Genomic DNA, 24,710 nt, shown 5'->3' with positions numbered 1-24,710 from the left:
GACTCGAATGTGGGGTAGGCATTAGCTATCGTAAAGCATGAAACGAATGATGTCGTGCCCCATCGCGCCGACAGAGACAGATCCCACGGACCGTGACAATCGTAGAGTGGGAACATACTTATGTGATGTTCGCCATACACACCGTGCGACGGATGGATTGATTCCGACTATTGACCCCTGTATCAAGGGGTCAACTCGGATGGACGCTCCATCAGCTATTCCAGGAATTTAGGTAAATGACTTCGAACGAATCTGTGACTCCGGACCAAAACACTTCAGCGGATACGGAACAGCAAAAACAAACTGTTCAGCCCGAAACTTCTGCGACTGAGGAATCAACCTCGTCCGAAAAGGCGCCCCTGGCCGAACGGATGAAGCGGAATCAACCTCAGGAGATGAAAGCGGTCGGAACCCAACCCGCACCGGAAGTGTCATCTGCCCCAGAACAAACACAGTCTCAGGAGCAGTCGAGTACACCGGCAGCGGAACAATCCGCTCCGACCTCCGAGGTCGCCGAGACACCCGCAGTTGAGCCAGCGGCCGAAGCGACTGCCGAAGCCACAACCGCCATGGAAGCCACCACGAATCCTGAAACTGCGATAAGCGAAGTAAACACGAGCGCCGTGAATAGCGAAGCGATTCTGGAACAGATGAAAGAAGCCTCGGCTCCTAAACCGAAGGCCGCAAAAGTCGATATTCCTAAAGCCGATGATCTCGATGCCGATATCGACGCTCAGTTGGAAGCAGCGATGGCTGGGGAAATGGCCAGTGGCGATCTTGCTGCCACCGCCGCATCAAACTCCGATGCTGACCCCGTCAAAATCAGCGAAGCTGAAGTTGGTGAAGGTGATCGACTCAAAGGAAAAGTTGATTCCATCAACGGCGACGATGTCTTCATCGAACTGGGACTCCGCTCCTCTGGAGTACTTTCACTTCGACAGTTCCCCAAAGGGCCTCCCGAAGTGGGCAGCGAAATCAGCGTGCGTGTCGCGAAAGTCGATCCGAATGAGGGATTAATTCACTTGAACCTGTCCGGTGGTCGCCAGAAAGTGGGCGGCGACTGGAGTGCCGTCGATGTCGGTCAAGTTGTCGACGCAATGGTTACCAAAACAGTCAAAGGGGGCCTTGAGGTCTCGGTCAGTAATCTCCGTGCTTTCATGCCCGCAGGTCAGGTTGATATCGGATTCATCAGCGACCTCGAGCCATTCGTCGGTCAGAAAGTGACCGCCGTTGTCCTGGAAGTGAACCCGAAAAAACGAAACCTGGTCGTCAGTCGTCGGCAGTACCTGCAGGCGCAGCGCGAAGAAGAGCAGGGTGAAATCTGGGGAACTCTCGCTGTTGGTCAGCAACACCAGGGTAAAGTCAAAACGATCAAGAACTACGGTGCCTTTGTTGACTTGGGTTCGATTGATGGTTTCCTGCATGTCGGTGAAATCAGCTGGATGCGGATCAACCATCCCTCCGACGTTTTGAAAGAAGGTCAGGAAGTCGAAGTCCAGATCATTTCGATCGACGAAGAGAAAAAACGAATCGGCCTCGGTATGAAGCAACTCGTTCAGAACCCCTGGACGACAGCGGAGACGAAATACGAAAAAGGAAACTCGGTCTCCGGCAAGGTGACCCGCACAACCGATTTCGGAGCATTCGTCGAACTGGAACAGGGGGTCGAAGGGTTGATCCATATCAGCGAACTCGATCATAAACGAGTGAACAAAGTGACGGACGTTTTGAAAGAAGGCCAGCAGGTCGACGTGCAGATCCTCGAAGTCGATCAGAAGAAACATCGTATCGGCCTGTCGCTGAAAGCTCTGATCGCCAAACCAGAATCAGCGAAGGATGAGCCAGAAGAAGATGTCACTCCTTACGTTCGCAAACGTAAAGAGCCCCTGCAAGGTGGTACTGGTAACACCGGTGGCAGCGGCCTGTTCGGAAACCCGACTGACTTCACTTAGAAGCAGTCTTGCCTTGTTGAAAACAAATCATAGAGCGTAGTTTGTGGGCTAACGCCGCAGGGCATAGGCCAGGACTCGAAGTCCAGCTTCGACGATCAGAGCCTTCTCCGATCTCGCAGACAGGGCGGAGCCTGTCGTTCGCTTCAAGCCACTCATGAAGGATTCCACGATCCAACGTTTTCCGTAACTTTTTTCCTGCAATGTTTACTGTGTCATTCGTGAACGATACCGACCGATGACTTGGCCATCCTGTCGATGTACTGCCGGAGGAATCCAGCTTTCCACGTTACAGTCTTCACGGCAGAATTCATGTACCTACTCCGCGTCGTGTCCCTTATCCGCTAACAACCGTTGTCCGCAAACAAACGTTGTGGTTGCGTCACTGATTTAGTTTTAGCGAGTAGTGGTCGTGCTTCTCGTTTGTCATTGTAAGGCCCCCAACTGACCACGAGACTGGCTGGTCATATTGAGCTCACCAACACACCGACGGAAAGCTTGACATATTTTAGCGGTCTTTTCCACTCCCTGTTTTGTAGTGCGCGCTTATAGAAGTGGTCTCCATGCGTGTCGGGTCGATTGTCGCTTCCTCGACAGTCGGGGCGAATTCTTTGATGATGTTCGCCAGCATTTTGTCGATGAGATCGAGTACATACGACCGATCTGCAAAGTACTTGAGTGTGGAGTAACTTGGCAGTTGCTTTAGCTGTAATCGTTTTTGCAACTGCGTATACTTCTTGGGACTCTTGGGGTGCGAATACTGTTCGACGTACTTTCTGGAAATCGACATCGAAAGAGACGCGAGTTCCAGAAGGATGTTTTCAACAAGGAAAAATGGCCTCCGATATATCCTGAAACAGGAGTTGAAAAATGAAAATTTTAAAAAAAACTGTCGGTGTTGTATCCATTTTGAATATCAGACAATGTCGCTCCTCCGATTCAAGCACTCCGATACAGCGTTCATGTACCTTAGGATGTGTTGTCCAAACCTTTCTTCTTTTGCTGCTGCTTGCCTCCTCTCATCTGAGAGCAGACGAGCCAAGTATCTTGCATATATTGTCTTCCGAGAACAGTTTGTATGGCGAAACAGAGTTAGTGCGTCTTGTCGATGGCAAGATTGAGTCTCGCACAAATTTAGGACAAGAAGTCGTCTATGGTGTCTCTGCCACAAGGTTGGCAATTATGGGGACTCATGACGGTACTCTGCAACTTAAAATCCATGACATGAAAACAGGAAAAGAAGGACAACAATGTTCGGTTAAGAATTCAACTGAAGTCGGTTTTTTTACTTACTTAATTGGAGCAGCAGGGAGCTTAATCCTGTTTGACGGATTTGATGATGTCTATTTTATCGCGACCAAGAACATTGTTCGAGAAGAAACTATCGGTAATCGAGTTTTTAAACAGCGTGCTACAGTAACGGTCAACGCGGTTCTGGATATTCATTCCGGAGAGGTCATCGTCCCTGAATTACCTGACACCGAAGCGGTAGGGGCTGGATGGCAATTGATCGAAGGTAAACTTGGGGTGAGGTTATACGATGGTTCATTCGCAGTCTATTCTCCCGACCAACAAGTCTTCACAGAAACTCTTGATTTGCCGGAAACGACCGAGCAATGGTCTGGGTATTATCCAAACCTGGGTATGTATAGTCTGGATTCTGTGACCAAATTACCACGATTATTTACTGATGAAAATCTTCACTTGCGAGCCGAGCTGATACTTATCCATCCGGAAGGATTTGCTACGGATCAAGAGATCGATTACTCACACTTCACATACCAACTATGCCCACAGCAAGATGGTTCCTCATTAGTGTTTTGGGCAACAATGGCCACAGAAGATAGAACAGGCAGTGAAATTCTGTTGTTCGAACCAATTACCAGCAAAGTTGTTTATCGCAAAACAATCCCGTTTAATGCAACGCATATTACTCCTGTTGTTGATGCAAGCGCCTGGTTTCTCATTCATCTGAAGCAAAAACGCGCACTGTATTATAATCGACTCACTGATACTAAACAGGAAATCGATTTCAGTTGGTCGAAATTAACAGTCCCCATTCCATATACGGGAGATGGAGGGGACTCAGATGACTAAAAAGAGTTCTCCAGCAACAGCGACTCCTGTTTTTTTAGACTGGAAAATGGCATCATTATAACAGCTTTGTTTGCGACTGTATGGCTGGTCTGGGCAGTCACGGCCTTTGTGAAATTCTATAAGGAAAATCGTCAAGTTAAATGGGAATTGTCGATATGCCTTCCTTGCAGCACAAGAGGGCCTTGCCTGCAACGAAAGAAGAAGTAGCGGGGGCATTTATCAGCTTTGATGCGAAAGCTGACCTGTTGATTCCCGCCATGTTTCATCAGAGATCATTCCTTCTGGTGTATCCCGGGGTTATTTGGAGCCAACATTTCCCGATTCGTGGGAAACCTTGAACGACACCTATTCCAAATACATTCATGCAATAGTTGATTCCGGGATAATCGAAGAAGCACTGGTGCGAATGATTCTGCATAAAAAAATGCCCACTGGATTATCTCCGTCTGGAATGTCTTGTTTCCGTTCCCGCCAAATAGAGAGAACTTAGATTCCGTGGCGGGAATGGGGAATTTGAGATACTCAATTTCCCTATCGGTGAAACCCTATTGGCTCGATAAGATTCGAATAACATCATGACTTGGTCTCAGGGCAGTTGATCCCCTTTACGCATTCCACAGGAGTCGTCATGCTGGATGGACAGCAGATCGCTGGTTTTGCAATAACCCATCGGGAGAGGATAGCAACTTGGCCATTTCCACTGATTACGAATACACCAGTACGCGATCAATTTCCCGGTTTGTCGTTGGCGTTTGTCTGGTTCGCGCTGTTTGCGTGCCGGTTTGGGTCGGCATCAGTCTGTTTTTTATCTATCTCGAAATGAATGGGCAGAATAAGAATGACGATTTTCTGTTTAAGTTAGCAACAAACGTCGAACTGGGGTTCGGCATCTTCGCGGGGATCGTGAACTGGGTGTTTCTGATTGCTTCTCTCGTCTGGATATACAGAAGCAGCGTGAATGCTTTTGCTTTATCAGTGACTCAGCCTCCTGCTTTTACTCCGGGATGGGCCACGCTGTTCTTTTTTATTCCGTTCGTCAACTTCGGACTTGGCCTCCCGATCGTCTCACGAATATGGAATCACAGTGTTACTGATCTAGAGAAAGAAGGTCGCAACTGGCCAAGTCCGGTCGTGTTGACTTGGTGGCTCGTCTGGGTCGGTGGAACGATTCTGTCGATGATCGTCACCTTCTGGACAACTCTTGCTGCGCCTGAGTGGACTTACCAGGGGCAACTCTCCCTGGTCATTGTGGAAGTTGCCTCGATTGTTGTGATGGTGCGACTGGTACGGCAATTACACCAGAAACAGGAAGAGAAGCACGCCATTCTATTCGAGCTGGGAACCACCTGCCCGGCCTGCGGTGAACAGGTTCGTAATAACCTCGCCGAATGTCCCGTCTGCGGCGAAACGCTTTTAGCGACGGAATGACATTCATTCCAAACAACACTACAAACAAAAAACCACCCGCCTGATTTCAGACGGGTGGTTTGATTTTTATGAGTGGTAGTTTTAGTGGCTCTTAGAACATGCCACCGAGCGTGTCGATCAGTAGTCCACCAGGGCTGCCGGTTGCGGGGAGTGGTGCCCACATGGAGCGAACGAGGTCGATAGCGATGAACATGCAAAGTAGCATTACCAGGGCGGAGCCGAATGCGAGTCCAACTGACAAGCCATCCCATTCGGCGGGAGCTGCCACCATTTCCGAACGCCCGCCCATACCGGCTGGCATGGGACGACCAAAGTCGGCAGCACTTTCGCCTGTTTCGAACCCTTCTTCATCGAAGACATCATCGTCGGCATCGAAGACGTCGAATTCATCCAGCGTGGAGACCGATTCACCATCTTCTTCGAAGTCGAAATCTTCTCCTTCGAATTCATTGAACTCGTCGAGCGAACCTTCAAGTTCGAATTCTTCACTCTCCATGTCTTCGAATTCAGAATCGGCCATTTCAAAGGCATCGGCTGATTCTGCTCCGGCCATCGTCGACGCCTGATCTTCATCATCTTCCATGAAGAGCATTTCAGTATCGTCGCTCGTGTCATCAGACAGAGCGAATTCGTCGGCCATCGTGTCGAAGTTGTCGGTATCCTTTCCTCCCTGGGTCGCCATCATGGGGATGGTTCCCTCAAGTTCATCCTGTTCCATGCTGATGCCGCTGTCATCTTCGAGAGAGATGCCACTGTCATCCGCCATTTCGAGGGAGATACCGCTGTCGTCGTCGGGCAGGAGAGAAATGGTACTATCGTCTTCCGGCTCGAGAGCCAGGCCGCTGTCATCGGATTCAAGGGAGATACCACTGTCGATCGGGTCGTTCAGGGAAATTCCACTTTCGCCCGAGATACGAATGTCTGAATCTTCACTCTCGGCGAGGGAGATGCCGCTTTCGTCGGCAAGATCCTCATCAGAGACGAGGGCGACATCGCTGTCGCTCCCTTCGAGCTGAGGATTCTTGTCCCCAACGAGTCGAACATCGCTATCGCTTCCGAAGTCGAAGCCAGTTTCGGGTTCATCTTCAGAGAGTTGTACGTCGGAGTCCGAGTCTGCGCCCATCTCGTCCAGTTCCGGTTCGAGATTCACGTGGCTGTCGCTTTCGGCAGCGAGCGAGGCATCTGGATCGGTACCCGCGATACTGATGGGCTGAATGACGTCGTTGTCTGTCTCGACAATTTTTACGTCGCTGTCGGACTGTTTTCCGCCGGTCGTTTCAATTTCCATCTGGGTGTCGTCGTTGGAGATTTTGACATCGCTATCGGAGTCGTCCTGAATCAAATTCACATCACTGTCTGACTCGGCGCTGACCAGTTTAACGTCGGAGTCGGTTCCACTCAGGGAATCGTTCGGGACTGGCAATTCTGCACCGGTGTCATTGGCGACGATTTTGACATCGCTGTCTGATTTTTTATCAATATTCTGATCGACCAGTCGCACGTCGCTGTCGGAGTCTCCAATCGAATCGAAGGAGATTTCCGGTTCACTGTCGTCGCCGACGAGGTTTTCGTCGAGAACCAGACGGACGTCACTGTCGGACGAACTGTCGGCCATGGAGGCCGTGTCTTCCGGCGTCACGGGCGAAGCAGGTGGCTCCGGCTGATAGAGCGGTACATCCGGATCGGAATCGGGACGCTGGCTACGGCGGTACTCGTTGACCTCGTCTTCACGGAATTTCCACGAACCCCGATCGGCATACCCGCGAATTTCATTACGATTCCGAATCTGCTTTAATTCGTCAGGGGTGATTCCAAGCAGTTCAGCGGTTTCTTCCAGACTGAGATATCGGTTAGCCATGTTTGCAGGAACTCCGGGTATTTGACCAGCTCGCGTGAATGCGGTTGGGACAGGATTGCAGCATGAGCTGCGGAAAGGATCGTTATCGGAGGTGACTCTTTTTCGAGAACGGCACATCGCTTCGGAAACGATAGATCGCCTAAAAAAGATTCACCTGTAATTATATACGGACTTCACAGTCTTATTCGTTTCAGAGGGGAGAATCTCTGTTCTTATCGGTTATTCGCGAAGTCAGATCGACACACTCTACTGTTTCACACCTTCTGCCCGCTGACAAACAGGAGTTGGGTGTAGATCATAAAAGTGTGGTAAACCTTAGGACGTGTTTTAGGGTTTCGTTGCAAATCCAAAGATTCACTACAACTGGCAGTATCCCTACCCGGGCCGTCCGCGAGAGAAGTTCCTTTCCGCCCGTTCCCTTATTTTAAGCCTCCTACTAGGCAATGCAAGTAGTTTGGGCGAAAGAGTTAACGTTTCCTGTAGTCGCGGAAATCAGTTCCCCTACGACCTGCTTTTATGGCCTCTTCAAATTTCCGTCGACGAACGGGACAGTCAAGGTGAAGTAAATATCGTCCTCAGGTTGACCGGAAAGGTGAAAAAGGGAATGATAGAAGCGAAAAAATATTAGCGAGGCAATCCGAACCTCAAGTCTGGCAACGGCTTGGGGGAAATCAGCCGGAACGAACGCCATGTTTCGGTAAGGGAGATGTAATTGAGCAATCCAATGCCTGTGGCGCCGGGATCCCAGAAGCAATTGGAAGTCGGAGTGGCTAAAAACCAGGCCCTGTGGTCGCTGGGGCACGTCATTACCAGTGGCGCGTTTCTCCATTATTTCATTTACGACCTGGATGTCAGTTTCGCCGCGATCAGTATCGTCATCGCCCTCCCCGAACTGGTTGGCCTGTTTGCCCTGTTCACTCGTGTCCTGCTGCAATTCCAGTTCCGGCTCAAAAAAATCTGGACCCGCTGCCTGTTTGCCTCCCGGTTAGTCGCTCTCGGCATCCCCTTCTGCCTCTTGCTGGACGACAACAATCACGATAATTCACACTTGGTGATGTTACTTCTCGTCTTTCTGGGTGTCTCTGAAATCTTGCAGGCCTTTTCTTATACGGCGTACGTCTCCTGGTTGTCTGTTCTGTCTCCGCGTTCAAAATGGGGAGAGCTGTTTGCGTTTCGGAACATCGCCAAGTTGATTGTATTAATGATCTGGGCGACTGCCATCGGTCTGATTCGAGATCGATTGAACACGCATTACACGCGCGATGATCTGGATGTCTTTTACGTTCTGGCTTTTGTCAGTGGGATTCTTCTGCAACTGGTTTCGTGGTGGCCGCTGAGGAAATTACCCGATACAGAGGTGAATCCTGAAATCAAACGGGTTGATTGGGGACAACTCTTTCATTCGATATGGCGATATCCTTCGTTGCGATGGCTGCTGATGCACAGTTGGACGCTCGCGTTCTTTAATGGGTTAACTCAATCGGTTTTCTTCTTTTATTCCCGCAATGTGCTCGACCTCAGTCTAACCTATAGCTTTGTGTTGCTGGGGTTGATGCGGTTTGTCAAACTGCCCGTCAGTTACCTGGCAGGCAAGGCATGCGACCAAGGCCGTGACAAGCAAATGTTGTGGGGTGGGTTGCTCCTCGCCAATGCCGGACTCTTCTTCTGGTTTCCTTCAACAGCCGAGCAGACGGGCTGGTTGGTCGGTTGTTATCTGCTATGGGGATTTTACGCGGCGGCGAACATCGGCGGGCTGAACTTGCTGCTCAAGCATAGCCCACCGGGTGACAATACGCTGCAACTTGCCCTCTTCTATCGAGTAGCTGGGATGCTGGCCGGTTTGAGCGGACTGTTTGGAGGATACTTGCTGAGCGAGTACTTTTCCGCTTTCAGCATGCCATTCTCTAACAGCGATCCGCAGTTGATCTCTGATATCTATTTCGAAATCTTTGGGTGGAGATGGCAGTTGGGGGGCGATCCTTCCGAGCCCGGCAAATACCACACGATTATTCTGCTCTCGTTGCTGGGACGATACTTCGCTCTACTGTTCCTGTTGAAAGTCGATCCGCATCCTCAAGCAGATCAACCATCGGGTGAGTGACCTTTCCCAATCCCCCCGTCTCACCTGTTCAGGCTCGGATTGACCGTCTGAAAGTGCCTCGATATAATCCACGATCCGGAGTCAGCCCCTGTTTTTCAGGCGAAAATCGGGGTGAAACGAAAGTTTTATCGGCTGTGATATTGTGCCAGTAAACCCTTGTGGTACTGGTGGTTGTGTCGCCGGAGCTGTACTCCCCACAGTTGGGATGGATCCCGATTGAACTGATCTATTATCGCAATTCACGTCAGGGACGATGACCGATGAATCGCGCGGCAACGACAAAACCTGTTTCTGCTCCGCTCGCACCTGCTGAAGTCGAATCAATTCTACAAGAGGCGACTGATGTTCTGCAGACGGAAGGAACGGCGCTGATCAAACTCGCTGGACGGCTGAATCGCGATTTCTGCCGCGCTGTTCAACTGCTGGCCGAATGCCGGGGAACCGTCATTCTGACCGGCATCGGTAAGGCCGGCCTGATCGCTCAGAAAATCTCGGCGACCCTTTCTTCGACCGGCACGCGTGCTCATTTCCTGCATCCGGTAGAAGCGGTACATGGCGATTTAGGTTTCATGCGTCAGGGGGACACCTTGATTGCGTTCTCGAACAGTGGTGAAACCGAAGAACTGCTTCGCCTCATCCCGTTTGTCACCAGCCTGGATATCCCGATCATCGCCGTAACGGCGCATGACCAAAGTTCATTGTCCCGATCAGCCGATGTTGTCATCGCTCTTGGGACTCAAACTGAAGTCGGTCCTCATGGCCTGGCTCCTTCAACCAGTACAACATCGATGCTCGGCCTGGGGGATGCTCTTGCCTTGGTCACAGCCCGTCGGCGCGGATTCAAACCGGAACAGTTTGCAGCCTGGCACCCGGGTGGTAGCCTGGGACTCCAATTTAAAACCGTCCGTGATCTGATGCGGGTTGGCTCCCGAGTGAGGGTAGCTTCTGAAGAACAGACAGTGAGAGAAGTGCTGGCGACTGCTCATATCGATGGACGTCGCACGGGAGCGATTGTTCTCGTCGATCAACAACAGAGGCTCTCCGGGATCTTCACCGACTCGGACCTGGCCCGTTTACTGGAAACCCGCCACGATTCGCTACTCGATGCGCCCATCAAATCGGTCATGACTCGTAACCCAACCACAGTCATGCCGGACCTGTTAATCTCGGACGCGGTCGCTCTTCTCTCTGAGCGTAAACTGAGTGAATTACCCGTAATTGACCAGCAACATCAACCCATTGGAATGCTTGACATCACCGACGTAATCAGCCTGCTTCCGGCGGGAAGCCAACCCATTCAAAATTCTTCGAGAGCACGAGCAGCCTGAATTCCTCTTTTGATCACCATGGTTTTGATCACTCTGTCAAAAGTTCAACTACAAGCTTGAAATAGAACAATGTTTCCTGATCTGGTTCACTGGATCGGAAATGAATACTTACCTTTGGAACTGTGCGAATGCGTCGCCAATTTATGATCACGATGATAATAACCAGCCTACTCATGGGTATTGGCTGGGGATATCACCGGTTCGTCAATCCCATGTTGACGCCACCGACGCTTGCGCTCGAACATCGAATTCCGGTTACCTCTCCTGAACTTAGACGGGGACCGATTGAAAACCGGGAGCTGGCCCTCAAGCATTTAAAGAACATCGAATGGGTTCAGCAGAACCCCGGGTATCAGTTCAAGATGGGAGACCAGGCGTATATCTTTGCGCAGGAATTGAAACAGGAAGGTACAATGATTCGCTTTGAGCCATTCGCGATGATCTGGGTCCCTGTTCAGAAACCAGGAGACAAAGAACCGCTGGAACCCTTCACCGTGACCTGCGACTCAGGAACGGTTGAATTCAACGGCGAGTTCAGTCTTACCAGTGCTCCAAAAGGACTGCGGGTGGTTAAAGGCCAGCTACGTGGAAACGTCGAGATCAAGGGACAAGACGGGCTCTCCATCGAAGGAAGCAACTTTGTATATTCTGAAGAGGCGATGAGCATCGTCTGTGACGATAAACGAATTCAATTCCAGTACAACGGTACCGAAGGGTTTGCTGACGGACTCGTCGTGAATCTGGAGGTAGATGAAGCTCTGAAACGTGAAGGCCAGATTCCTATCAGTGGAGTACGTAGTTTACGACTGCGTGAAAACGTCAGTATTGAATACCAACCACCCCTGACGGAAATTGATCCCAATGAGCCTGCCGATTTTTCAGGGCCCGTAACTGTATCGTCACAGGGAAGCCTGATCTACGATTTGAAGTCGAATGTGGCGCAACTACTGGATAACGTTCAAATCCACCGCCAAGTTAAACCGGGCGAGTCGGAACATCTTTATGCGCCGGAAAAATTAACGATAGAAATGGCGGCCGAGGAAGAACCTCCCGCGTTTCCAGCAGTAAAGTCCGCTTCTACAGAAACGTCTGAAGAAGAGGAAGATAACGGGCTCAGTCAGGTCCGCCGCATTAGCGCCTCCGGCCAACCAGTGAGATTGATCGTTGAAAAGCAGGAACTGCTGGTAGAGACCGTGAATCTGGTCTATGACCTGGAGAAACGGACTGCGATCTTAAACGGCTCCTGGGGGGTCTCGGCCCAGATGGGAGAGAACCACTTACAATGTCCGGAACTGCAGCTGATCCACAACGATGCTGATGACATTGAATCGGTCATCGGATTGGGTCGCGGAAAACTGGTTCAGTTAGATGAAGAATCGGGCGATACGAAGTTCCAGGCCTCCTGGATGAAACAGATGCATTTCTGGCATGATATTGAATCGGACCAGGACATTATTCGATTGGAAGAGCAGGCTTTCTTTCAGGTTCCTGAACAGAACTTCGCTGCTTCTGCAGGGAGCATTCTGGTGCGACTGGAAGAGTGGTTGGCCCCGGTGGTCGAAGGAAGCCAGGAAGAACCGGACAGCAAACGACAACCCGTATTTGTGCGGGCCGAAGACAATGTGCAAATGCAGATGCAAAGCATGGAAGCCCGGAATGAGCTAACGCAGGTCTGGATTCAAGACATGACGATGGCGCAAGCCAACCAATTGAAACAGGCAGGTCATTCCACAGAAGATGATCAGCCGGGTGGCGTGATAGAGCGTCATGACGAACCGGAAGAAAACAAAACTCCGGACCGTTTTGAAGATCCAGCCACAGTCACTTCTAAAGAGATGAAAATCATCGTGCATCGGATTCATCTCGATGAAAATGTTGCCTCAGAGAATGAAGAAGACAAAAAGAAACCAGAACTAGTACTGCATCAGGCAGAGATTCTAGAACAGGTAATGGTGAAGCGAACGAGTCCTGAAGAGAACCGCAATCTGGCGATAGCCGGAAATCTGGTTCGCTTCTGGAGGGACAATATCGGACGGGAAACGATCACGGTGTTTGGTGCCCCCGCGGAAGTTCAGGGACATCAAGTACATCTGTCCGGGAATCAGTTGCAGGTTTATACCGAAACAGAACAGGCCGAAGTTCTGGGACCTGGTCAACTTAGTTTGGAAATCCGTAAGAACTTCGAAGGCAAGGACCTGGAATCGCCCGACAACCTGACAATTGCCTGGCAGGAGAAAATGGTTTTCAGTGGAAAGACAGCTTCCTTCTTTGGGCATGTTACTGCGATGTCGGAAGCCAATCAAAGCAAAATTACCTGTCAGACGATGAATGTCCATTTCACCGAAGCCATCGCCATGTCCAATGAAGAAGAGGAACAACGGCCGGAGATCGAGCTGATTGAATGTAAGGAACAGGTCCGCATCTTCAGTAAAGAGTTCGAAGGGGAGAAGTTAACTGAAATCCGTAAGGGGGAAATGTGGGAACTCCACATTCACCCTCAAACAGGCGAGACGGAATCGATCGGTCCGGGTCACTTTGAAATCTGGGTTCAGGACGAAGACAAAGGGGACTTGGCCTCTCTCGAAACGAGCACTTCAGTTATGTCGAACAAATCCCTTTCGGTGAGCGACGCTCCCTGGAATTATATCCGTGTCGATTTCAATCGAAAATCAAGCGGCAACCTGCGCAAACGAAACAACACTTTTGATGGAGGCGTCGAAATGCTGTACGGGCCGGTGCAGCAACCTCATCAGGTAATTCAACGTTCTCAGCTGGTAGAAGGCTCAGGCACGATGTCCGCACAGCAGTTGGATATCAACCAGATCAAAAAACAGGTGGCCGGCTCCGAGGAAGAGGCGACATTTGTCGAATTGCTGGCCAGCGGAAATGTCCGCTTGGAAAGTGATACCTTCCATGCCCGCGCCGATCGGGTTTCTTATGACCAATCCAAGGAGCGGTACCATCTCCGTTCGCTGGGACGCGAGTCGGTCTACTTCTGGCGACAGGAGCAGGCAGGGGGCGAACCGGTAGGCACGATTGCGAAAGCAATGACCTGGTATCCCGATACAAATCAGATCGTCATTGACAAACTCCAAGGTGGTCAAGGGGTTCAATAGCGACCCACATGGGTATCGGTCTATAAGGCACATCGAAATGCATGCAAAGGATTTGTATGCGCAGAGATACCCTCTAAAGGTTTGGCATACGAGGCGTCAACGAAACAAGCTAAGCTTCAACCAACATGATGTAGCCATCAGACGATAGCCAGTTACTTGCCGCAGTTTCTCGCCACTGATATTCAACAGTAAATACTCACAGCAGACTACATACCGCAGTAGTCGATCAGGCGGGAGATCTCGCTTCGCATGTTTTCGCGTGCGACGATGCGATCGACGAAACCGTGTTCCAGCAGGAATTCGGAAGACTGAAAATTGTCCGGCAGTTCCATCTTACAGGTCGCCTGCACCACACGAGGACCGGCAAAGCCAACGAGAGCTTTCGGTTCCGCGATAGTGATGTCTCCCAGCGAAGCGAAACTGGCCGCCACGCCCCCCATGGTGGGATTGGTCAGCACACTGATGTAAAGTCCGCCCGCTCCATGAAAACGAGCCAAAGCTGCAGAGACTTTTCCCATCTGCATCAAGGAGAAAATTCCCTCGTGCATTCGGGCGCCGCCGCCGGAACCACTGACGATAATCAGAGGCAGTTTCAGTTCGGTCGCCTGTTCAATCGCCCGGGTCAGTTTTTCCCCGACGACGGATCCCATACTTCCCATGATGAAAGACGAGTCCGTAATGCAGACAACCAAAGGACGCCCTCGCAGGTAACCACGTCCTGCGGTACAGGCCTCTTTCAAGCCGGTTCGTTTCTGTTCTTCTTCCAGACGTTGCGGATACGGTTTACGATCAGCGAAGCCGAGCGGGTCAACCGATTTCAGTTCGGTGAACCACTCTTCGAAGCTGTCTTCGTCCAGCAACTGTTGAATGCGGGTATCGGTCGAAATGTAGAAGTGGTAACCGCACTCGGGGCAGGTTCCCATTTTTTTCTCGACCGAATTGCGAAAGACGGTCTCCTGACAGCCGTTACACCGCAGCCACAAACCTTCAGGAACGCCTCGTTTTGGGCGATTCGACTGCTGGCGAGGATCGGTTGTATTTGAAGTTTCACTGGAAGAAGTTGCCATGAGGTTCCATGCTCTACGATCGACTCGGGAGAGATTTCCCGGGATGATGATAAATTCAGGTTGCTTCTATAGTATCGATTCCCCGGAAGCTCTGTCGCAGGGATTCTCTGGCGCTGGGCGTTGTTTATCCGGTTTTTTCGATGGAAACAAGAGCGAGTCCAGCATTTTGCAGCCAGGAACTGTTCAAAGGGACACGTATTCTCGCTTGAGATTCGGTAGAGTTTACATGAATTTCTGGTGAATGTCACTAAACAGGTTCGCTACTCTTCCTCCCCATCCGCGTCTACCTGATCGGGAGACCGGGCGACGGCGTGCTCTTCATTTGGGTGAGGCGGGAGGTGTGACGAATTCTTCGTCGGCGAAAACTGAGTCGTCATCCCGAATGACTTCTACGAAGTCTTTGCATTTATCCGCTTTGTTTAACAGGGCGAATTCCAACCGCTCCGATTTGAGTGAGCAGGCAATTAATGAGGCCAATGGTTCCGGCACGACGATCGCACAAGGGGATTTCCCTTTGAGGATCTTATTCACACTTTTCTGAATGCGTTTTTTCGCGTCCGCCGCCAGTTCCCCCTCGGGAGGGCAGATTGATTCCGGAGTTTCCTGGTATTGCTTGAAGACGTGCGGATTCTTCCGTTGCAGATCTTCCAGCTTCATACCCTGCCACAAACCTTGGTCGACGTTGCTAAGTCCGCTCAGTTCGACGACGGAAATGTCGAGTCGCTCGGCGATTCGATCGGCCGTCATCCGTGCCGATTCACACGGACCGCAGTAGATCACTTCCAGCGGCGCATCGGCAAGCATTTCCGCCAGATCGTCGGCCTGATGTTCTCCCTTGTCACTGAGCGGCAAATCGAGTCGGCCCTGAATACGCCGTTGCTCATCGTAGTCAGTACAACCGGGATGAATTAAAAGGATTGAAGCCATAATTGCTGGCATCCTGAATTTTCGAAAAGAGAAGAGGTAATGTTTTGTGTTTGAAAGAAAGGGAACAATCCCTCACCTTCGTGTTTGTCAGTTCGAGTATGTTGGACCTTGATCCCGCGCGAGTGTTTCCATTTCGCGAATGGCGACGCCGTAGTCTTCTTCTCCGAAGACCGAACTACCGGCGACATAGAGATCCGCGCCCGATCTGGCTGGACCGCTGAGGGTGTCGGGGCCGATTCCGCCATCAATGGATAAGATGACGTCCAGTCCGGCGGCGGTTCGCAGTTGCTGCATTTTCTCGACGGAGGATTCAATAAAGGACTGCCCGCCAAAGCCCGGTTCGACACTCATTAACAGAACGAGGTCTGTTTCGCCGAAGAAGGGTTCAATTGCCGAGACGGGTGTCTGCGGATTGAACGAAAGCCCGGCCAGTACGCCGGCGTCCTTAATACGTTTCAACAAGGCTGTTGGTTCGGGGACCGCTTCGATATGAAAGGTAATCGCATCGCAGCCAGCGTCGAGGTAGTCGTCCAGGTAGCGGTCGGGATCACTGATCATCAAATGGGCGTCGTAGAACAGGTCGGTTTTGTTTCGTAACGATTTCAGCAACAGCGCTCCGTAAGACAGATTGGGAACAAAGTGTCCGTCCATGACATCCCAATGCAGTACCTGAGCGCCGTCACGTGTTAATTGTTCGATCTCTGCCTGCAAATTTCCATAGTCACATTTCAACATGGAGGGAGCGATGGTGGGCAGGCATGCTCGCAGTTTCTGTTTTCGGGTGGAATGATCCATACGTTTCAACTTGTAGCTTGGGCGACAGGGGCAGAGTCTGACCTATCCAGACCGTAGACCGACTGACGATTATCGAAATTGATTCGAAGGTAAGATGAGGGAAAAGAGCCGTCGTGATGAATGCGGCCAACCAGAAGTGGGGCCGGGGAGACTCTTCATGGAGAAGCTTTGTCTACTGCAATCGTTTAGCGTAGAAAATCTCGAAGGGAAAGCGATGATGCGGATTGAGATTAAATTCAGTAACGATCATTACGTTTCGCTTAAAAGAGTACGACAGCGGGTCAAAACGGACTCTGCTTCGTGGACCTGCTGAAGTGAATAGGGCCAGTTACAGTAAACATCGCTGTCGGGAAGCTTCTGCCAGAATGGTCTCTCGATGAGGCCGACTTCCTGAACAGAAACAGAACCGGGCTGAAATACCGGATTCATTATTTTGACGTTGCTGAATTCAGTAGTCCAGTCGAATAAGGTGGCGAACGCAAATTTGCTGGTTAACAAAACGTATCTGCCTATACAGTAAGCACTTAGAGGAACAGATATTAGATCGAGCATCTACAGCAGTTTTTCGGCCATGCTGGACAGGCGGCTTGAGCCCGATTTTCGAACCGCTGTGGTGACCTCTTCAGGTTACGGGCATCAACTGGCGCAGAGGAAACGACTTAGGAAGACTCTATTCTTCAGCGAAACTCAGCCTGAATTCTCGTATCGACCGCCTCATCACCGAGAGATTCTCCAGGCTGCTTGGGTAAATTAGAGCGTGGAGGGTACGTTTGTTCTAATGAGACTTGATTCAGATCCCACAGTGAAGGCACAAAGTCCCATGCTAACAATTCACTGCGAGAACTTCTTTAACGATCCGGACGGGGCCAACAATGTCCAAATGGTATGTCAGAATAGAGGACAATATTCACGGACCTTTAACGAATGAGGCATTGCGGGAGTTGCTGGAACGAGACGACGTCCGACAAATGGCTTACGTTCGCAACGAAACATCACGGAAGTGGATCCCCGCACGCAAGATGCGATCCAAAGCTAAGGCGGCGGTTACTCCTCCACCACTTCAGCTTAGTGATCTTAACCTGAGTGATTTGGAAGATGCGCCTCCCCAGGACGTGGTGAACTCGGATTCTTATGAAGACTTCCAGCACAATGGAGCGGATGAATTCTCCGATTTGGAAACGCTACCAAAATCGAAGAAGGGCAGGATGCGAAACAATCGCGTCCATAGGGAAGCATACCCAGACATGCAGTCGTCCTCGAAATTAACCGGTTTTAAAAACTCCGGGCTACGTATTTTCTGGGGCGGTGGTGATGATCGATATCCCAATCTGAACCGATTTTTGACTTTCCTGAAGTCTCTTGCGCAAATTCTATTTTGTATTTACATCCTTGCAGGGATAGGTGCTTTTGTTTTTTCTGTAATCCTCGCTTATGAAGCCACTTTTTTATCCGAAAAGTTGATAGCCTTTGTACTCGGTGTGATTGGTTTCGCTTTCTATGTAATCGTCGGTCGTCTCACTTATGTTATAACCATGGCTTTAATGGAGTTTTTGAAGGTCATCATCGACATTGAATCGAACACACGACAGCTGGCTGAGGCATAGCTGAATTGAATTTGAATCACATCAGATTAATTATGCTCCGGATGGTCCGTTTCCTGGAGGAGTTGGTCCCATTCCTGACGGACGCGTTGAAGACCGTAGGTGCAAAGTTCGAATTCGTCGCTGAGCCAGCGCAGGACCATGGCTTCTTCCTGGTACGGTTCCTCGTCGTAGGTGCTGGCGAGGTAATAAGACCGCTTCCCCTGTTGGAAATAATCAATCAGGTGATCGCGGTGGCTCGGTTGCTGTTTGCGTTTGAGCGTTTCTGGATAGAGACCGGCCCAGAAGAGAGAGTAGTCACCGATGTGCCGGTAAACTTCGCGACGAGGCAAGTCGGTTCGTTCTTCCGCCTCTGCCAGCATATCCGCGACTTCGTACAAACGCTGGCCGGTACTGTTGCGTACCTTGTGAATGGCGTCGTAACGCACAAAACGGATCAACAAATCGACCAGGTAGTCGGTAAAGCGGGGATTCACCACCCCCAGCTCGGACTGAAAGGTTTGCTCGGTTGTGGCGGCGAACAGGTTTCGCAGCGCATTGATATCTCGCACAATTCGCATGTGTTCCTCCTTTGGGCGTCCGTTAGCTTTGGTTCTTTGCGCTTCAGAACTTCAGGTGAAACAAATCGTTTATCTTCTTGATGGTGGATTTTTGCTGCCTGGATGCTGTTCTCTGTTGCCTAAGATCTCAGTCGTTAAAACGAACGGAATCAGAGCCACAACGATTGAATGCAACCAGTTGAATACATCCAGTTGAAAACACCATGAGAAAACAAACGTGTTCAATCTATCTTAGGTAGAGTTTTAACCCAGGGTCAATTTCTGATCAATGCGGTTTTCCTGAATCAGGTCCTCCCCTATGATAGAACACGAAAAAGGGCTGGACATCGCTCTATCCTTCCGTTCCATTTCTCCTCTTCAAATCTTGAATCGATTCGCGCATGAAAATCACGTTTTATGGAGCCGCTGGTGAAGTCACGGGCAGCCAGCATCTGGTGGAAACGGAACGGCATCGTTTTTTACTCGACTGTGGTTTCTTTCAAGGCCACCGAGCCGAGTCTCGCGAGAAGAACGAACATTTCCTCTGCGACCCCAAAGACCTCGACGCGATCTTTCTCTCTCATGCCCATATCGATCACTGTGGCAATCTCCCCGGGATCTATAAAGCTGGTTTTCGCGGACCAATATTCTGTACCCCCGCTACGGCCGAGATCGCCGAGATCATGTTGCGAGACAGCGCCAAGATTCAAGCGGAAGATGCTCGCTACCTCTCTAAGCACATCAAAGGCTCGCACCCTCCCTTCGAACCACTATACGACGAAGACGATGTCGAAATGGTGATGAAGCGGGTCGAGACACTTGAGTACCGCGAGACCCATGAACTGGATCGTGGAATCAAAGTCACGATGTACGACGCCGGACACATTCTGGGTTCTGCTTTGATGCGGTTTGAGATTGAAGACGAAGGGGAGATCAAACGACTCGTGTTCACGGGCGACCTGGGTCGCCGCAACATGCCCCTGCTCCACGACCCGTTCCCCTTACAGGGATGTGATATTCTGATTGGGGAGTCTACCTACGGAAACAGGACTCACCCCCCGGCACCTGATGTGAAACATCACCTGGAACGAATCATCCACGAAGCGTTCAAGAATAAAGGGAAGGTGATCATTCCGGCGTTCAGTAATGGTCGAACGCAACAGGTAGTTTATTATTTGAATGAGCTGGTGAATGAAAACAAACTCCCTAGCGTCCCCGTATTTGTCGACAGCCCCCTCTCGAATCGGCTGACCAAAGTCTATGAGCGATATCAACACCTGCTTGATGCCACCGCACAGCGGACATTGATGGACGATGACAATCTGTATCACTTTCCCGGAATCAGATATGTGCAGTCCCGGGAAGAGAGTATGAAAATCAATGACCTGGATGAGACCTGCGTCATCATCGCCGCCAGTGGGATGTGTGAATCAGGCCGAGTGACGCACCACTTGGCGCAGTGCGTTTCCGACGAAAAGAACATCATTCTGATCATTGGGTTCCAGGCGCAACATACACTCGGACGTAAACTGGTCGAGAAACAGAAGTACGTCAAAATCTTCAACAAGGAATTTCCATTGCGGGCGAAGGTGGAAAAGATCAACGGTCTCTCGGGGCATGCTGACATCGTCGATATGAAATGGTGGTACGAACATCTGGCGGGCGATGAAGGCATCAACCACACCTTCCTCGTTCACGGCGAACCCGACTCCGCTCAGGCCCTGGCCGAATCAATTCGCGACATCTGCAACGAATCCCCCATCATCCCCGAACGAGGCCAGAGCTTCGAAGTGTGAGGTAAGAGAGGGGCAGCGAACTTTCCTATGTCGAAGGAACTATCTCCAATCTTAGGAGTTTCAATCTCCGTTAAATAAACCCTTCATCGCTCCGGAAAGCGGTCGGTCTCCTGGTTCTCGGAGGGAAAATCAACGGGTTGGTTGTTCTCGTCGATGATTTTCTTCTTGCCGTTCTCGTAGAGGATTTCACCGGGATTGGTAACGACCTCGAAAAGAATGTCGGGGACATCGTTCGCAGACCAATGGATTAAATCGCAATTCCAGCTCCGGACCAGTTTTCCTTGATATTCCTGAGACGCGTCCGGAGGGGCGTAAGTGAGTGACTGAATCTTCTCAGGGAACCAGAGGCCGGGCAGGATCTCCACGAATTCAGAGTGGATGGATCGACTTAACCCCCACCTCTGGTTGTCGTGTTCACGTTTCTGCATCGCAAATCCACGGTCGATGTCCAGCCAATACGAGTCAGTGTTCGTCGAGTTGACCACCACATTTTCTTCTGTGGCCGGATTGTATTCCGTCAGTTCGACTTCATGCGTTCTGCGTAAGACGACACAATTAGCTCCGTTCAGATTGGTCGTTCCCGGATCAATAGAGAACACGCCCTCCTTTAACAGCGATAGGAAGTCGTATTTCCGATGCTGTTGAAGTCTTGCTTCATCATTGGTGTTTAACGCGGTCATGCAATCCCAACCGATGTTAGTGAAATACTCCGGATTGTATGGCCATGAGGTCGTCGGTTCCGACGGCCATATATTGAGAACAGTCTGGCCATTCTGAAAGTTGACAAGTCGTGACCAGAGACGCATTCCATCCCAACCTCTTTCAATGTTAGATGTTTCACGGCGAGCGCCCAGTTGATCGTTCTCACTCGATGTTCGTTTGGTGCTACTGACCTGTCGCCAATAATATTTACCGACCGCATAGGCAAAGGTTTTCTCGAACTCGTACGTAGGATCTGGTAAGCCGGGTGAAGCAAATCTTTTCCAGGAACCAAGCACCTTGGGATCGACAAAAAATTCACCATAAGACTTTGTTTCAATGGAAAGACTCTGCACCTGCTCCCGCTGTTTTTCCAGAGCGGTAATAATCGTCTGAAGTCTTGCTCGATCTTCTGCATTGTTTTGAAGTAATTCCTGCCTGGTTACTGCATCGGAATCGGACGATGCCAGGCCAGTTTGTGGTGCGTCGGAGTGATCTCCTGTTCTGATCATCATGCTCGACATGCCTCCCAACAATAAAACTCCTACGATTGCGGCAACGATGATCTTGAGCTTGGTGTTTGCCAACATGGGAAGTGCTCCCTTTGCGAGGGCGATAGTTTGAGGGGAAAGCAGAGTCGTAGGAATAATCTGTCCCGCCGCGAATAGACTTGCGGAGTTTACGGTCGCTGTCACTATGGAAACGGAGAGATGGGAGGTGGTCGCGTGAATGCCAATCACCGCCATCAATGAGGCGGTATTGATGGCGATTCCACGACGGACGATCCGCTGGCGGAGCATTTCCCGACCTCGCCGCAATCGAGTTTCAATCGTGGAACAATTTGAATGCATGAGTTCGGCAATTTCAGTAAGTTGCCGTTCTTCGAGATGAAACAGGATGAGTGGCAAACGATACTTTTCGGGAAGCCGATCCAGTTCGTCATCCAGGACGTCTTTGATTTCATTCCACTGATCGTTGTCGTTTGGGGACGACTCGATTGTTTCCATCGCTCTCTGTTCTTTGGTTATGCGTAGTTGTCGGCTACGCTGTGCATTGCGGCAGACATACTGCGTTGTCCGATGCAGCCACCCCGCTACGCTGAGGCTGTTCTGCTGGCGGGAGGCCTTTTCCCATAACACCAGGAAGACCGCTTGAGTGGCGTCTTCGGCGTCCTGCCGATTGGAGAGCAGGCGCAGGGACTGATTGAGAACGAGAGAGCCATGTCGCTGCACCAGTTCTTCAAATGCAGATTCCGATCCGTCTGCTGCCACTTCAGACAGTAACTGGCCGTCAGGTCGCGTGACCAAGAATCTTCCCCCTCTTACGAAATAGAAATCACCCACTCTCTACAGAGAAAATGTGTGGTGACGGGTGAAACTATTCAAAATAATGTGGCGAATTCACCTTTTTAGCAAAATGCTTTTCAGGGGAGTGAGGGGCGTTGGCGTGCCTTATTGAATTATCTTCGATTTCTGGGGTGCTATTGAGATTTTGTTCGTAAAGAAAACGTGTAAGACTCCAAGTTAAACCGGAGTTCCTGTTTTTCGATATCATTTTCACAGTCGATAATGAGCAGAAGTCCTTGTGGGTTGTGGGTGGAGTAAGATTTAATCAAGTAAGGTGCCCGGAACCTCTGCTTTTTTAGTGAGAATGACGTACGCCCGTTTAGTTTTATCACCTCGTAATGTTCTGGTTGTTCCCACAGTTCCAATAACCTTGGTAATAAGAACTCAATCGCGACCGATTCTCCCCTGTAAAACTCGAACAGGCCACGAGTGAGTGCCTCTTTGTTTTCAACCTCATCGTAAGATAAGGGGATCTGCGAAGAATCATACCGAATCTCTACATCAGATTGAGATCCGCTTTGGCTTGTGCGATCCCATGAGTCAATCAGCCCGTCCAGATCATTGGTTTTATAAGCGATTTTCTCATTGAAACTTATCGTAGTCGCGTTAGGAAGTTTTCGTTGAGGCCGCTGCCGCTCGAGGTTAGCAATGTCGAACTCGGTTGAAGTCCGGTAAGGTTCCGAAATCAGTCCCTCACTCCCGTCCACAATCGATTGAATGTCAGCTTGATACGCCGTGAAGATTTCGTTCGTCTATCTCTGATTCGAATTGTTTACCCTATTCGATGAACTGTTGGATCTGGTCGCTCTTTGACTGAAATTTTATCCAGGCATCCATAACTCGCCCGAGTGTAAAGCAGCTCAAACAGACGAGCAGGAGTCCTATGATTTTGAGCGTTCGAGGAAATCCTTGAGAGACATCGTTATTCACTTGTAGCAATCACCTATTTAAAGAGTGGTAACAATTTGAAGGCGTTCATCTGGGGTTGAATTATTCATCTGTGAGTCAGATGACTCTTCCAGATCTTAACTTATGCTCACTCTACGGTGAAGTACTCGTCTTCAATGCGCTTCATCTCTCCCTCAACATCTTCTCCTTCGTAGAAGGATAGCCAGCCTTTGAGTGTGGCCGATTCGCCCGGGGCGAGGTTGGGGAATTGAGGATCAGAGTGCAGGCAGGGGCAGCGGTTATTGCCCCAGGGGCGGACGCAGCGTTCCCAGGCGGTAATGATGTACCGGTTCCCGACGGAGGATTTGCAAACCACGAAGGGATTGCGGAACTGCTTGTTCTCATTTGACTGCTGGGCGAATTCGGGGGCTCCTTTCAGCATCACGCAATTCTGCACACGAAGATCTTTTAAAGGAGAGTCGGTTCCATTGGTCAGACTGAGTGTCATCAACATGGCTCGTTGATTCGGGTTCTTCGCTTTGTTAACTCTGGCCGTGGCGTCGTAACGAATGCCGTTGGGGAGTGTCCGACTCATTAAGAGTGAACCATCCTCTGCTCGAGTCCATTCCTGAGCCTCCAGTTCGATATTCTCTTTCGACCAGATTGTGGGAACATGAACATGGGCGAGATAAGTTAAACCCAGGTTGGACCACAGGGCCTCCGGCAAATCCATCACGACATACGAATCGGGATCCCAGGGAGTGAACAAACTGATTTTGGTTTCGCGGACAGGATCAATCGCCCCTTCCAAAAAACCAATTCGCGGATGGCGTCCTCCCGGGTAGGGCAGCATGAGCAATTGGTTTTCCGGGAGAGCCGGTTTTGTCTCCGCATTAATTTTCAACGCTACGAGCTTCGCTTCAATTTCTTCCGTTGGTAGTCCGGTCGCTTGGATGATTTCCTCTGGAGTATATTGGTGATACCAAACCATGTTCTTTAACCATTCGTCCAGCTCAACTACAGTTTTAGGCGTCCGGGACGTTACCTGATCAAGCGCCGGATTCGCGACCGGTTCTGCCCCCAATATGGGGGCGGGGAGCAGGCAACACAAAAACAGAGCAGCAGTGAGAAAGGGGGAATGGTTCATGGTGTTCAAATCCGAAAAATTGATTTCG

The 24,710-nt window shown here is 50.5% G+C and carries 18 protein-coding genes and 1 pseudogene; 10 read left to right on the top strand and 9 right to left on the bottom strand.

Going from position 1 to position 24,710, the window contains the following annotated elements:
- The first annotated feature begins 236 nt into the window (after positions 1–236).
- A complete protein-coding gene (locus tag Pla110_RS21760) occupies positions 237–1,952 on the top strand; it encodes a S1 RNA-binding domain-containing protein (RefSeq protein WP_144999216.1) in 1,716 nt (571 codons plus the stop codon).
- A 505-nt stretch (positions 1,953–2,457) separates the two neighbouring features.
- On the opposite strand, the gene Pla110_RS21755 is transcribed toward Pla110_RS21760, so the two are convergent.
- Positions 2,458–2,739 (bottom strand): hypothetical protein, encoded by a 282-nt coding sequence (locus tag Pla110_RS21755; protein ID WP_144999214.1) that lies wholly within the window; start codon positions 2,737–2,739, stop codon positions 2,458–2,460.
- A gap of 80 nt (positions 2,740–2,819) precedes the next feature.
- Between Pla110_RS21755 and Pla110_RS21750 the strand changes: the two genes are divergently transcribed.
- From Pla110_RS21750 to Pla110_RS21740, 3 genes are all read left to right on the top strand, one after another.
- Positions 2,820–4,046: a hypothetical protein gene (locus tag Pla110_RS21750; RefSeq protein WP_144999212.1), complete on the top strand. Its 1,227-nt coding sequence runs from the start codon at positions 2,820–2,822 to the stop codon at positions 4,044–4,046.
- Positions 4,047–4,186: 140 nt separating this feature from the next.
- Positions 4,187–4,384 carry a hypothetical protein gene (locus tag Pla110_RS21745; protein WP_144999210.1) on the top strand — a complete coding sequence of 66 codons (198 nt, stop codon included), beginning with the start codon at positions 4,187–4,189 and terminating at the stop codon, positions 4,382–4,384.
- 349 nt (positions 4,385–4,733) lie between these two features.
- Complete coding sequence (locus Pla110_RS21740; protein WP_144999208.1) at positions 4,734–5,474, top strand: DUF4328 domain-containing protein; 741 nt, start codon at positions 4,734–4,736, stop codon at positions 5,472–5,474.
- A gap of 91 nt (positions 5,475–5,565) precedes the next feature.
- On the opposite strand, the gene Pla110_RS21735 is transcribed toward Pla110_RS21740, so the two are convergent.
- Positions 5,566–7,332, bottom strand: coding sequence for a helix-turn-helix domain-containing protein (locus tag Pla110_RS21735; RefSeq protein WP_197440384.1), 1,767 nt, complete (start codon positions 7,330–7,332; stop codon positions 5,566–5,568).
- Positions 7,333–8,044: 712 nt separating this feature from the next.
- Between Pla110_RS21735 and Pla110_RS21730 the strand changes: the two genes are divergently transcribed.
- The 3 genes from Pla110_RS21730 to Pla110_RS21720 all read left to right on the top strand — a co-directional run bounded on the left by Pla110_RS21730 (position 8,045) and on the right by Pla110_RS21720 (position 13,877).
- Positions 8,045–9,433, top strand: coding sequence for an MFS transporter (locus tag Pla110_RS21730; protein ID WP_144999203.1), 1,389 nt, complete (start codon positions 8,045–8,047; stop codon positions 9,431–9,433).
- A gap of 260 nt (positions 9,434–9,693) precedes the next feature.
- Complete coding sequence (locus Pla110_RS21725; protein WP_144999201.1) at positions 9,694–10,761, top strand: KpsF/GutQ family sugar-phosphate isomerase; 1,068 nt, start codon at positions 9,694–9,696, stop codon at positions 10,759–10,761.
- A gap of 128 nt (positions 10,762–10,889) precedes the next feature.
- Positions 10,890–13,877 (top strand): hypothetical protein, encoded by a 2,988-nt coding sequence (locus tag Pla110_RS21720; protein ID WP_144999199.1) that lies wholly within the window; start codon positions 10,890–10,892, stop codon positions 13,875–13,877.
- A 206-nt stretch (positions 13,878–14,083) separates the two neighbouring features.
- Here Pla110_RS21720 and accD read toward each other — a convergent pair whose 3' ends face one another.
- The 4 genes from accD to Pla110_RS21700 all read right to left on the bottom strand — a co-directional run bounded on the left by accD (position 14,084) and on the right by Pla110_RS21700 (position 17,164).
- Positions 14,084–14,944, bottom strand: coding sequence for an acetyl-CoA carboxylase, carboxyltransferase subunit beta (accD, locus tag Pla110_RS21715; protein ID WP_144999197.1), 861 nt, complete (start codon positions 14,942–14,944; stop codon positions 14,084–14,086).
- A 318-nt stretch (positions 14,945–15,262) separates the two neighbouring features.
- A complete protein-coding gene (locus Pla110_RS21710) occupies positions 15,263–15,871 on the bottom strand; it encodes a histidine phosphatase family protein (protein WP_197440383.1) in 609 nt (202 codons plus the stop codon).
- Between the two features lie 87 nt (positions 15,872–15,958).
- Positions 15,959–16,666, bottom strand: coding sequence for a ribulose-phosphate 3-epimerase (gene rpe, locus Pla110_RS21705; RefSeq protein ID WP_144999193.1), 708 nt, complete (start codon positions 16,664–16,666; stop codon positions 15,959–15,961).
- A 249-nt stretch (positions 16,667–16,915) separates the two neighbouring features.
- Entirely contained in the window at positions 16,916–17,164 is a 249-nt protein-coding gene (locus Pla110_RS21700; RefSeq protein WP_144999190.1) for a hypothetical protein, read from the bottom strand.
- Positions 17,165–17,538: 374 nt separating this feature from the next.
- Here Pla110_RS21700 and Pla110_RS23235 point away from each other — a divergent pair.
- A pseudogene (locus Pla110_RS23235) lies at positions 17,539–17,676 on the top strand (GYF domain-containing protein); the annotation flags it as partial.
- Between the two features lie 9 nt (positions 17,677–17,685).
- A complete protein-coding gene (locus Pla110_RS21695; RefSeq protein WP_144999188.1) occupies positions 17,686–18,270 on the top strand; it encodes a hypothetical protein in 585 nt (194 codons plus the stop codon).
- Positions 18,271–18,296: 26 nt separating this feature from the next.
- Here the strand turns inward: Pla110_RS21695 and Pla110_RS21690 are convergent, their stop codons facing one another.
- Positions 18,297–18,827: a hypothetical protein gene (locus Pla110_RS21690; RefSeq protein WP_144999186.1), complete on the bottom strand. Its 531-nt coding sequence runs from the start codon at positions 18,825–18,827 to the stop codon at positions 18,297–18,299.
- Between the two features lie 380 nt (positions 18,828–19,207).
- On the opposite strand from Pla110_RS21690, the gene Pla110_RS21685 reads away from it, so the two are divergent.
- On the top strand, positions 19,208–20,602 hold the full coding sequence (locus Pla110_RS21685; RefSeq protein ID WP_144999184.1) for an MBL fold metallo-hydrolase RNA specificity domain-containing protein: 1,395 nt from the start codon (positions 19,208–19,210) through the stop codon (positions 20,600–20,602).
- Positions 20,603–20,685: 83 nt separating this feature from the next.
- Here Pla110_RS21685 and Pla110_RS21680 read toward each other — a convergent pair whose 3' ends face one another.
- Complete coding sequence (locus tag Pla110_RS21680; protein WP_197440381.1) at positions 20,686–22,608, bottom strand: RNA polymerase sigma factor; 1,923 nt, start codon at positions 22,606–22,608, stop codon at positions 20,686–20,688.
- Positions 22,609–23,683: 1,075 nt separating this feature from the next.
- On the bottom strand, positions 23,684–24,682 hold the full coding sequence (locus Pla110_RS21675; RefSeq protein ID WP_144999180.1) for a hypothetical protein: 999 nt from the start codon (positions 24,680–24,682) through the stop codon (positions 23,684–23,686).
- Positions 24,683–24,710: the final 28 nt, after the last annotated feature.

The sequence above is a fragment of the Polystyrenella longa genome, assembly GCF_007750395.1.
GTDB lineage: Bacteria > Planctomycetota > Planctomycetia > Planctomycetales > Planctomycetaceae > Polystyrenella > Polystyrenella longa.
Note: the sequence above shows the minus strand (reverse complement) of the source record. Positions and strands in the feature narration are given on the sequence as shown.

Excerpts from the sequence above, each read along its gene's own strand:
- Pla110_RS21710 (WP_197440383.1), bottom strand. The coding sequence starts at position 15,871 with ATGGCTTCAATCCTTTTAATTCATCCCGGTTGTACTGACTACGATGAG.
- Pla110_RS21720 (WP_144999199.1), top strand. The coding sequence starts at position 10,890 with ATGCGTCGCCAATTTATGATCACGATGATAATAACCAGCCTACTCATG.
- Pla110_RS21750 (WP_144999212.1), top strand. The coding sequence starts at position 2,820 with ATGAAAATTTTAAAAAAAACTGTCGGTGTTGTATCCATTTTGAATATC.
- Pla110_RS21745 (WP_144999210.1), top strand. The coding sequence starts at position 4,187 with ATGGGAATTGTCGATATGCCTTCCTTGCAGCACAAGAGGGCCTTGCCT.
- Pla110_RS21675 (WP_144999180.1), bottom strand. The coding sequence starts at position 24,682 with ATGAACCATTCCCCCTTTCTCACTGCTGCTCTGTTTTTGTGTTGCCTG.
- Pla110_RS21725 (WP_144999201.1), top strand. The coding sequence starts at position 9,694 with ATGAATCGCGCGGCAACGACAAAACCTGTTTCTGCTCCGCTCGCACCT.
- Pla110_RS21735 (WP_197440384.1), bottom strand. The coding sequence starts at position 7,332 with ATGGCTAACCGATATCTCAGTCTGGAAGAAACCGCTGAACTGCTTGGA.
- accD (WP_144999197.1), bottom strand. The coding sequence starts at position 14,944 with ATGGCAACTTCTTCCAGTGAAACTTCAAATACAACCGATCCTCGCCAG.
- Pla110_RS21760 (WP_144999216.1), top strand. The coding sequence starts at position 237 with ATGACTTCGAACGAATCTGTGACTCCGGACCAAAACACTTCAGCGGAT.
- Pla110_RS21690 (WP_144999186.1), bottom strand. The coding sequence starts at position 18,827 with ATGCGAATTGTGCGAGATATCAATGCGCTGCGAAACCTGTTCGCCGCC.
- Pla110_RS21695 (WP_144999188.1), top strand. The coding sequence starts at position 17,686 with ATGCGATCCAAAGCTAAGGCGGCGGTTACTCCTCCACCACTTCAGCTT.
- rpe (WP_144999193.1), bottom strand. The coding sequence starts at position 16,666 with ATGGATCATTCCACCCGAAAACAGAAACTGCGAGCATGCCTGCCCACC.
- Pla110_RS21685 (WP_144999184.1), top strand. The coding sequence starts at position 19,208 with ATGAAAATCACGTTTTATGGAGCCGCTGGTGAAGTCACGGGCAGCCAG.
- Pla110_RS21755 (WP_144999214.1), bottom strand. The coding sequence starts at position 2,739 with ATGTCGATTTCCAGAAAGTACGTCGAACAGTATTCGCACCCCAAGAGT.